Source organism: Streptomyces sp. MB09-02B (genome assembly GCF_033794485.1).
GTDB lineage: Bacteria > Actinomycetota > Actinomycetes > Streptomycetales > Streptomycetaceae > Streptomyces.
In genome coordinates this window covers 1-10,920 of the sequence record NZ_JARGEE010000310.1, presented here as the reverse complement: position 1 = coordinate 10,920, position 10,920 = coordinate 1, and the positions used below count along the sequence as shown (strand labels likewise).

Sequence of the window (10,920 nt, the reverse complement as noted above, 5' to 3'; positions counted from 1 at the left end):
CTCCCCTCCCCTCCCCCTTGGAGAGCCGCATGCTCCGCACCGCCGCGCGAAGATGGACCGGGCGCATCACCGCCCAACTCGTCGCCGCCGTACTCGTCGTCGCAGGTCTGGCCTCCCTCGACCGGCAGGAATCAGCAGCGTCCCTGTCCGCCGAGCCGGCAGCCGTGAGCACCAGTCAGACGGCTGTCACCCCGCCGCCGATGGGCTGGGCGTCCTGGAACAGCTTCTTCAGCAGCATCGACCACAACGTGATCAAACAGCAGGCCGACGCCCTGGTCTCCTCCGGTATGGCGGCGGCCGGCTACAAGTACGTCAATCTGGACGACGGCTGGTGGCAGGGCCAGCGCGACGCGAACGGCAACATCGTCGTGGACGAGACCCTGTGGCCCGGTGGTATGAAGGCGATCGCGGACTACATCCACAGCAAGGGCCTCAAGGCCGGCATCTACACCGACGCCGGCAAGCAGGGCTGCGGCTACTACTTCCCCACCACCCGCCCCGCCGCCCCGAACACCGGTATGGAGGGCCACTACCAGCAGGATCTGGAGACCTTCCAGCGCTGGGGCTTCGACTACGTGAAGCTCGACTTCTGCGGCGGCCGGGTGGAGGGCCTGAACCAGGAGACCACGTACAAGGCGATCTCCGCCGCGCATGACGCCGCCTCCGCCGTCACCGGACGCAAGCTGGTGCTGTCCTTCTGCGAGTGGGGCACCGGACTGCCCTGGAACTGGGCGACCGGCTACGGCGACCTGTGGCGCACCAGCGACGACGTCCTCTTCTTCAGGCAGACGCCGGACCTGGCCAAGATGTACCGCAACTTCGACCAGGCGCTGCAGCCCGCGGCCCAGCACACCGGGTACTACAACGACCCGGACATGATGATGGTCGGCCTGAACGGTATGACCGCCGCGCGCAACCGGCTGCACATGAGCCTGTGGTCGATGGCCGGCGCCCCGCTGCTGGCCGGCAACAACATCGCCACCATGACCACGGAGACCCGCGACATCCTCACCAACCCCGAGGTCCTGGCCATCGACCAGGACCCGCGCGGGCTGCAGGCCGTCGAGGTCGCCGAGGACACCCGTAACCTGCAGGTGTACGGCAAGGTGCTCTCCGGCACCGGCAAGCGCGCGGTGATGCTGCTCAACCGCACCGGCTCCACCGCGAACATCACCGTCCGCTGGGCCGACCTCGGCCTGACCCCGGCCTCCGCCACCGTGCGCAACGCCTGGACCCGCACCGACGCCGGATCGTTCGCCACCGGCTACACCAGCTCCGTGCCGGCGAACGACGCGGTGCTGCTGACCGTCTCCGGCACCGAGGCCTCCGGCTCGACGTACGAGGACACCACCACCGCCACCACTCCGACGTTCACCGGCGTCACCGCCGCCTCAGCGGGCACCAAGCTGGTGGACATCACCTACGCCAACGGCGGCGCCACCGCCCGCAGGGCCACCATCCAGGTGAACGGCCAGTACACCCACCGCGTGGCCTTCCCGCCGACCGGCTCGGCCACCACCTACCGCACCGTCTCCGTACTCGCCCACCTGGCCAAGGGCGCCAACACCGTGAAGTTCGCCGCGATCTCCGGCGGCACCGCACCCGACATCGATGCCCTGCGCATCCAGGGCATCCCCGGCACCGACGGCACCGCCCTCGTCGGCTCCGCCTCCAGCCGCTGCGTGGACATCGACAAGAACACCTACGTCAACGGCACCCAGGCCCAGATCTGGGACTGCTCCGGCGGACGCAACCAGACCTTCACCCACACCTCGCGCGGCGAACTCGTGGTCTACGGCAACAAGTGCCTGGACGCCAACGATCACGGCACCACGAACGGCACGAAGGTGATCATCTGGGACTGCGGCAACACCACCAACCAGAAGTGGACCGTCAACGCGAACGGCACCGTCACCAGCAACCTGTCCGGCCTGTGCCTGGATGTCTCCGGCGCGGCGACCGCCAACGGCACCAAGCTGATCCTGTGGGCCTGCACCGGAGGGGCCAACCAGAAGTGGACGCGCACCTGAGACCCGCAGAAGGACCCCGAGCACCCTTCCCACCGGTTCCAGCGACGCGAGACCCCCACCCCGTACGTGCCGAAGCCTCGGCGCGGAAAGCAACGCCCCAGGAGGACCGACCCGTGCCCGACATCCTGCGTCTGCCTGACAGACACCTCAGACGGATGGCGGCCTTCGCCACCCTGTTCCTCACGCTGGCCATGCTCTACGGGCCGTTCCCGTCCACCGCGCAGGCCGCCATCCCCGCCACCTCGATCACGGTGGACGGCGCAAGCGGCGGCCGTACCTTCGACGGCGTCGGGGCGATCAGCGGCGGCGGCGGCAACACGCGCCTGCTGTACGACTACCCGGACACCCAGCGCAACCAGGTCCTGGACTACCTGTTCAAGCCGGGCTACGGCGCGAACCTGCAGATCCTCAAGGTGGAGATGGGCGGTGACACCAACTCCACCGACGGCGCCGAGGCCAGCCACCAGCACACCAAGGGCACCATCAACTGCGACGCCGGCTACGAGTTCTGGCTGATGGAGCAGGCCAAGGCCCGTAACCCCAAGATCAAGGTCCTCGGCATGCCCTGGGGCGCGCCCGGCTGGATCGGTAACGGCAACTTCTACTCCCAGGACATGATCGACTACTACCTGTCCTGGCTGGACTGCGCCCAGCAGCACGGTGTGACGGTCGACTACGTCGGTGGCTGGAACGAGAAGGACTACAACGCCACCTGGTACGTGAACCTGAAGTCGGCCCTGCAGGCGAACGGCTACTCCTCGGTCAAGCTGGTCGGCGGCGACCACTTCGGCACCAACGCCTGGAACATCGCCACCGACATGAAGAACAACAGCGCCCTCTACAACGCCGTCGACATCGCCGGCGGCCACTACACCTGCGGTGGCATATCCGAGATGACGTCCTGCTCGTCCACCTCCGACGCCCAGACCCTCGGCAAGCCGATCTGGGCCAGCGAGAACGGCTCGCAGGACGCCGAGATCGGTGCCCCGCCGGTGGCCCGCGCCCTCAACCGCGGCTACATCGACGCCAAGACCACCGCGTACATCAACTGGCCGATCGTCGCGTCCATCTACCAGAACCTCGACTTCGAGACCGTCGGCCTGGTCAATGCCAACCAGCCCTGGTCCGGCAACTACCGTGTGGGCCGCACCGCCTGGGTCATCGCGCAGACGACCCAGTTCACCTCGCCCGGCTGGAAGTACCTCGACACCGCCACCGGCTACCTGGCGGGCAACCGCGTCAACGGCAGCTACGTCAGCTACGCCGCCCCCGACAAGAGCGCCTGGAGCACCGTCCTGGAGACGACGCAGGCCACCGAGGCGCAGACGGTCAACCTCAAGGTGGCGGGCGGGCTTCCCGGCGGCACCCTGCGGGTGTGGTCCACCGACCTGTCGCAGCCCGGCAGGGACACGCCCAGCATGGTGCGCGGCTCCGACCTGACGACGACCAACGGAACGTACACGCTCACCCTGCAGCCCGGCCGGGTCTACACGGTGACCACCACCAGCGGGCAGGCCCCCGGCACCGTCGCCTCCCCCCAGCGCAGCCGGCTCGCGCTGCCGTACGCCGACACCTTCGCCGGCTACGGCGCCGGACGCGAGGCCAAGTACTTCGCCACCATGAACGGCGCGTTCGAGTCGGCCTCCTGCGCCGGCGGCCGCACCGGACGGTGCCTGCGCCAGATGGCACAGGTCCAGCCGCTCAAGTGGACCCACGAGAACAGCACCCAGCCCTACACGATCATGGGCGAGCTGGGCTGGAGCAACTACACGGTCAGTGCGGACGTGCTGCTGGAGAAGAGCGGCAGCGCCGCCGAGATCCTCGGCCGGGTCGGCACCCAGGGCCGTAACAACGGCGGTCTGAACGCCTACCACCTGCGCCTGTCCGACACCGGAGCCTGGTCGGTACTGAAGTCGAACACCTCGAACAACCAGTGGGTGTGGACCACCCTGGCCAGCGGCACCGTGTCCGCCCCCGGGACGAACACCTGGCAGAAGCTGTCCCTCGGCTTCCAGGGCTCCACGATCACCGCCAGGATCGACGGCACCACGGTCGGCACGGTCACCGACAACAGCTTCAGCGGCGGCCTGGCCGGCCTCGGCACCGCCGGGTACCACCCCGTCCAGTACTCCGACCTGTCCATCACCCCCGGAACCGTCCCCGACCTCTCCGGCACATACAAGATCATCAGCGTCAGGAGCGGCAAGGCCCTCGACGCCTCGGGCGGCGCTACCGCCAACGGCACGCCCATCATCCAGTGGACCGACACCGGCAGCACCAACCAGCAGTGGAAGCTGGCCCGCAACAGCGCCGGCTACTACTCCGTCACCGGTGTCGCCAGCAACAAGGCGCTGGACATCCCCTTCGCCACCACCACACCCGACACCCAGTTCCAGCTGTGGACCCCCACCGGCCAGCCGAACCAGCAGTGGCAGATCGCTCCGACCGACAACGGCAACTACACCATCGAGTCACGCTCGAACGCCTACAACGTGGCCGTCTCCGCGAACTCCACCGCCGAGGGCGCGGCCGTCATCCAGTGGCCCACCACCGGCGGCACCAACCAGCAGTGGAAGCTGGTGAAGATCACCTGACAGCCTGACCACACCCGTGGGAGGGGGCACACCGGCACCGGCCGGTGTGCCCCCTCCTGGCGCGTGCGCACAACTTACCTGTTCCCGGGACAGGCCCCAGCGACCGCCGGCGATCTGCGCCGGCAAGCCGTGGCCGGCGCGCCATGTCCGCGTTCGACACCGACTGGTGTCCACGAATAGATCCTACGTATGAGGTCGACCCCGTAGGCCGCTCAGCTCCCCGGCACCGGCCTCGCATCTGCGCTGAGCGTTATTTTTGTGGACGTATCTTGTCCTACCTCTGGACACGCTTACCGTCATGCTTCTATAAATCCATCCGATGTCTCCTCTCGGAGGGCGCGGCTACGGCACCCCTCCTCTGTGCACTGACGCGATGCCCTGCCTCTCCCTGACCCACGGAGCCGCACCATGTCCTCAGCCCGTCTCAGCAGACGCTCACTGATGAAGGCCGCCGCCTTCGCCGGAGGGATCGCGGCCTTCGGCCTGCCCCAGTGGCCCGCCACCGCCGAGGCGTACACCGTCCCCTCGAAGATGGACTGGTGGTACCAGGCCAGGTTCGGCATGTTCATCCACTTCGGGTCCTACTCGCAGCTCGGCCAGGGCGAGTGGGCCTTCACCAACCAGCAGTGGAGCAAGGCGAACTACCAGAACCAGGTCACCCAGAACTTCGACCCGGCCCAGTTCGACGCCGCCGCCATCGCCGAACTGGCCGAGAACGCCGGCATGAAGTACCTCGTGATCACCTCCAAGCACCACGAGGGCTACGCCATGTGGAACTCGGACGTGGCGGGCTTCACCGACACCACCGGCACCAAGCAGTACAACCTGCGCGACTACAACGGCATCCAGAGCGACCTGCTGGGGGACCTCAAGACCGAATGCGAGAGCCGCGGGATCAAGTTCTGCCTGTACTACTCGATCCTCGACTGGAACCACCCGTCCCAGACCGACCGCCACTCGAACGGTCTCACGACGATGTCGTCGCAGGCCGCCCGCACCGCCTACATCGCCGACATGAAGGCACAGCTCCAGGAGCTGCTGGACCGCTACGACCCGGCACTGCTGTGGTTCGACGGCGACTGGTTCGGCGAGCCCTCCAGCCCCACCCTGCAGGACTGGTGGCTGAAATCGGACGGCGTCGACCTCTACAACTGGCTGCTGGCCCGCAAGCCAGGCCTCATCATCAACGAGCGGGTCAAGCGGGACCACGGTCTCGGCGACTACGCGGTCGCGGAGTTCGGAATACCCGCCGAGCCGATGGGCCGGCCCTGGGAGCGGTGCGCGACCATGAACGGCGCCTGGGGTTACGACGCGTCGAGGGAGGACGACTACAGGTCCGTCAAGGACGTCGTCCAGGAACTCGTCACGGTGGTCTCCCGGGACGGCAACCTCCTGCTGAACATCGGCCCCAAGGGCGACGGTTCGGTCAGCGCCGGATCCCAGACCGTCCTGAACGGCCTCGCCTCATGGATGTCGACGTACAGCGACAGCATTCACGGCACCAGCGGCAGCCCCTTCACCGCCGAACCCTCCTGGGGGAAGGTCACCAAGAAGAACGGCAAGCTGTTCGCCCATGTCTTCAGCTGGCCCACGAACGGCCAGTTGCGGATCCCGGTCGTCGACAACACGATCAGCCGCGTCTATCTGCTGAACAACCCCTCCGTCTCGCTGCCCTTCACCGTCACCGACCAGATCAACGTCACCGTGCCGACCACCGCGCCGAACGCCAACGACTCCGTGGTGTGCGTCGAGGTGCAGGGCATGCCCACGAGGGTCTCCGCGACGGTGTTCCAGAACGTCGACTACGACGCCGGTCGCGCCGTCCTGCCGCTGGGCAGCTACACCTCCTCCCAGCTCTCCGCCGCCGGCCTGGCACCGGCCACGGCCTCGTCCCTCCTGGTGCCCGCCGGTCTCCAGGTGACGGGCTACTCCGGCGACAACTTCACCGGCACCGCCTGGACGTTCACCTCGAACACCCCCGACCTTCGGGTGACCGGCAACAACGACGCGATCAGGTCGCTGAAGGTGACGTTCAGACCCTCCACGTACTTCCGCCTGACCAATGTCACGAACCACCTGGCCCTGGACAGCGGCGGCAACGTCGCCAGTGGCTCGAACCTGAAACTGTGGGATCCAGTGGTGCACGCCAATCTCCAGTGGCAGGCGATCGAACTCGGGAACGGCTACTACAGGCTCGTGAACCGCACCAACGGCATGGTCGCCGACGGCTGGGGTGCCACCGGCAACGGCGACCCGGCCCGGCAGAAGGCCTGGGACGGCAGCAACACGCAACAGTGGCAGATCACCCACCGCGGCCAGGGCCAGTACTCGATCGCCAACCGCAGCACGGGACTGGTCCTCGACGGCGGTGGAATGGCCGCCTCGGGGGCCGTGGCCAAGCAGTGGACGTGGCAGCAGAGCACCAACCTGCTGTGGACCTTCAGCCCGGTCGCCTGACCGACGCCGCCCCTTCTCCCCGGCGCGCGCACGCCGCTTCAAGCCTGTCGGAGCGTTTCCGACGGGGCCGCGGCACCGGAGGAGGCTCGAAGCCGCTGTCTGGGGTGGAGGGGCCGGCAAGCTGATCCGGCAGGTCGTGGTCGGCACACGCTGAGCCATGATCGGCGACGCCCGCTCGGCGAGGGCGAGGGCGAGGGCCACAGAGAGAAGCGCCCTTGCCCGCCCCGCCGAGCGAAGGCTGTGGCCGACCGGGGGAATCGTGAACCGCCCATCGGTGTTCTCGCAGCATGGGTGATACATCCCGCCAGGGCCCCCATGACACCGGCCCGTCCACCTTCGCGGCAGCCCGTGCACGCCTCACGGCCGCCCGCGCCGAGACCCTCGCCCGGGCGGCCGCGCTGAGCCGTGACTTCGACGGGATCGTCGCGGCGAACGCCCTGGTCGCGGTCGACGACGAGCACGACCCCGAGGGAGGCACCACCGCTTTCGAACGGGCCCACGTCGCCTCCCTGATGGCGCAGGCACGCCAGCATCTGGAAGAACTGGACCGGGCACTGGAACGACTTGAGCGAGGACAGTACGGACAGTGCGAAAGCTGTGGTGTGACGATCCCGCCCGAGCGCCTGGAGATCCGTCCGGCGGCGACCACGTGTGTCCGCTGCTCCGGCTCCGGCCCGCCCCGTCCGTCGCGCACCGCCTGATACCCGCCCGCGTCCGGCCCGTCGGCCCCCCGACGCGCAGGGGTCGACCCTCGTCACCGTCACCGCGAACCGGGCTAGGCACGGCCTTCCGTCACTGTTCGTCGTCTACCAGGTCCGGAGAGAGGTCGCCGCGTACTCGTCGTACCCGTGGACGATGCCCGTACCGGCCGGGCTCCGTCCCCGGCCGGTCGACCTCGATCTCCACCACCACCTCGGCCTTGACCGGCCAGTAGCGCACCGCGTCCGCTCCGGGCAGCCCGCACGCCGCGCCCGGCACCTCGCGCATCTCCTCGCCCGACGCGTGCAGCAGGGGCCCCACGGCCAGACGCTGGTTCGGGGTGAGCGGGAGGCTCACCCCGACGGCGTGCATCCGGCCGTCCCGGGGGCGGCCCAGGACCAGGGCCTGAGTCTCCGGGGTCGTGCCGGCCACCCCGATGACCACGGCCTCGGTGGTGTGACGCTCACGCCACTTCACCCAGCCCGAGGCAAAGCCGGCGGCGTACGGTGCGAGGGTCCGCTTGCCCACCAGGCCCTCCACGCCGGCGAGCGCGCCGACCCACGTGAGGGCCTGCCCGGCGTCCTCGGTGGCCGGCACGGGGCGCAGCCTGGCGGGGCCGGCTTCGAGCAGACGCAGCAGTTCGAGGCGCCGTTCGGCGTACGGGCGGGGCCGCCAGTCGGTGTCACCGACAGCGAGGACGTCGAAGAAGGCGGCGTGGACGGTGAAGTCGGCGTCGCGCCGCGGGCCACGGCGGCCGGCCCGACTCTGCAGCCGGTCGAAGGCCACGCCGGAGCCGTCGTCGAGCACCGCGACGAGCTCACCGTCCAGGACGGCGTCCGGCAGTTCGGCGGCCACGGCGGCGACGTCGGAGAACGCGCGCGACAGGTCGGTACCTCGCCGGCTCCAGATCCGCCGTGTCGCGGTGTGGATCTGACATCGCCAGCCGTCCCATTTCGGCTCCAGACTCCAGCCCCGCGCCTCGGGTACGGCGGTGACTGCGCGTGCCCGCGCGAGGGGCAGGGGCAGAACGAAGGGCGGCACCGGGACCTCCTGCGACACCCTTCAGCCTAGGTCGGTGCCCCTTCACCCGCGCGCCGAGCACACAACGTGGTCTGCGTGGGGTCGCCGCGAGATGCGAGACGCGTGGTACGTAGCAGGGGCGGCAGGAGTCGAACCTGCGGCATCCGGCTTTGGAGGCCGGCGCTCTGGCCATCTGAGCTACACCCCTTCGGTGAGTGACAGCCTGACGTAACCAACGGGTCCAGCGCCAAGGGGTTTTCAACGCCAAGGGGTTTTCGACGAGCTGTCGTGACCTGGACGCACCGGACGCTCCGTTCGTTACCGCCGAAGCCTCATCTCCCGGGCCCGGGCGTGGATGTTCCGGAGATCGGCTCGACCAGCCACCTCTGTTCCGCCTCTCCGTTCCGCGGGCTCGCCACCAGAAGGGTGCCGGCCTCGGGTGAGGCGGGAGCGATCACGAGGTTCCCCTCGTCCCGTGGGAAGAGTTCCCCCTCGGGGCTCAACTCGAAGCGGAGACCGAAGGAGACGTCGCCCGAGGAGGCGCAGAGCTCCAGATCCAGCACCTCGTCGTCGCCTCCGGCGTCGAGGCAGAGATCCGGTTCGGCGAGGTTGCGCAGGAGCCCGTCGTCGAGATAGGTCCACCGCTGCGTACTGGCATTTGAGCAGGTGGACAGAGTGACCTCCGCGCCGCGCTCGGGCCGCGTTCCGGGGACGTCCATGCACAGGTCGGCGGCGGCGTTGCGCAGTCTCCCGCTCTCCGGAGGGACCGGCAGGACGGTCGACGTCGCGGGAGACGATGTCGACGGCGTGGGCGTGGGCGGCTGTGCCTCTGGAGGCGGTGTGGTGTGGTCGGACGACGATGTACCGGCCACGATGAGCGCTGCCGCGACAGCGGCCGAACCGACGGCGATCCCGGCGACGACGAGCTTCGTGCCCTTGCGGGTGGTACCGGGCTTTCTCCTTCTTCTCGGCCTCTGTGTCGTCTGTGGGATGTCCGAGGGAGGGGTGTCGACCGCGCCGGCGGTCGTGGCAACCGCTGCCGTCCGTGAGGGACGTGCCCGGCACGCGGTCAGATAGGCGTGAGCGCTGTCGCCGAGAAACGCTTCCGCCAGGAGCACGCCCGGTTCGCCGGCGCAGAGCCTGAGCTGCTCGGCGGTGTGTCGGCAGTACGAGCATAGATCCAGATGCGACTGCACCTCGGGCAGCGAAGATCCGCCAGTGCGTGCGGGTGCGTCGAGAAGGCGGCTGAAGTCCCGGCACTCTCTTCCAGCCGACTGCTCGACATGCGTGCGCAGGACAGCCGATCGCAGTTGCTCCCGAGCCCGGTCCACCTCGAAGGGCGGTAGGTCCCCGTCGATACCGAGCAAGGCCGCGGGGACGGCCGACGGTTCGGCTTCCACTTCCGTGTGCCACAGCACGTACTGCGTGGTCCTCGGGAGCCGCAGAAAAGCGGTGCGGCTCAGGTGCCGATTCTCGGCGACCGGGTGCGGCAACGGCCTGCCGCTGTCAGTGGTCCCCGCCTGGTCGTACGACATCCCTGCGACGGCGCCCGTCTGTGCGCGCGCACGCGCGGAGTCCCGCACGGTGACGAGAAGGCGAGGGCGCAGGGCGCCGGTCGATCCGGCTCTCTGGAGGTCCCGCACCACATGGCGGAACGCCGCGGCGGCGAGCGCTCGCGCGAGCGCGGGTGACCCGAAGGCACAGATCTCCGCGTAGTCGGAGACGGACGGCCCGTGTCGCGCGATCAACGCCGCGACGGGAGTCGTGTCCTCGACGGTCCGGGACATTCTCAGCGCGGCGACGAGTGCGTCGTCGGACATCCCTGGAGCGGCCTCGGGGTCGGGTGCCGGGTCGGTGGGATGCGGATGAGCGAATGACACAGAGGGCTTTCCTTCTCCCAGGGCGTACTGGGCAACCTCATCCGAGCCGGTGCGGGGACAGCGGCAGCGCGGACCGGGCAACGCCACGACCCGTCCCATCCGATAGGCCCGAATACGGATCGTTCTGAGTTGAACCACCCTGTCACACGGGCCAGACGTCCAACAAGGGCGCCGGGGCGAAGGAGAGCGGGATCTCGCAGGCAGACGCGGTGACGCCGACCACGCCGGGCGGGACGGGCG

General features: G+C 69.0%; 6 protein-coding genes and 1 tRNA gene. 4 read left to right on the top strand and 3 right to left on the bottom strand.

Annotated elements, in window-relative coordinates:
• The first annotated feature begins 29 nt into the window (after positions 1-29).
• The 4 genes from P1P70_RS32105 (at position 30) to P1P70_RS32090 (ending at position 7,782) form a co-directional block, all read left to right on the top strand.
• On the top strand, positions 30-2,030 hold the full coding sequence (locus tag P1P70_RS32105; protein WP_319244051.1) for a lectin: 2,001 nt from the start codon (positions 30-32) through the stop codon (positions 2,028-2,030).
• 113 nt (positions 2,031-2,143) lie between these two features.
• Positions 2,144-4,624, top strand: coding sequence for an RICIN domain-containing protein (locus tag P1P70_RS32100; protein ID WP_319244049.1), 2,481 nt, complete (start codon positions 2,144-2,146; stop codon positions 4,622-4,624).
• A gap of 408 nt (positions 4,625-5,032) precedes the next feature.
• A complete protein-coding gene (locus P1P70_RS32095) occupies positions 5,033-7,081 on the top strand; it encodes an alpha-L-fucosidase (RefSeq protein WP_319244047.1) in 2,049 nt (682 codons plus the stop codon).
• A gap of 287 nt (positions 7,082-7,368) precedes the next feature.
• Entirely contained in the window at positions 7,369-7,782 is a 414-nt protein-coding gene (locus P1P70_RS32090; protein WP_319244045.1) for a TraR/DksA family transcriptional regulator, read from the top strand.
• A 91-nt stretch (positions 7,783-7,873) separates the two neighbouring features.
• Here the strand turns inward: P1P70_RS32090 and P1P70_RS32085 are convergent, their stop codons facing one another.
• The 3 genes from P1P70_RS32085 to P1P70_RS32075 all read right to left on the bottom strand — a co-directional run bounded on the left by P1P70_RS32085 (position 7,874) and on the right by P1P70_RS32075 (position 10,680).
• Entirely contained in the window at positions 7,874-8,821 is a 948-nt protein-coding gene (locus tag P1P70_RS32085; RefSeq protein WP_319244043.1) for an ATP-dependent DNA ligase, read from the bottom strand.
• 113 nt (positions 8,822-8,934) lie between these two features.
• Positions 8,935-9,008, bottom strand: a tRNA-Trp gene (locus P1P70_RS32080).
• 124 nt (positions 9,009-9,132) lie between these two features.
• Positions 9,133-10,680 (bottom strand): RICIN domain-containing protein, encoded by a 1,548-nt coding sequence (locus P1P70_RS32075; RefSeq protein WP_319244041.1) that lies wholly within the window; start codon positions 10,678-10,680, stop codon positions 9,133-9,135.
• Between the last annotated feature and the right edge of the window lie 240 nt (positions 10,681-10,920).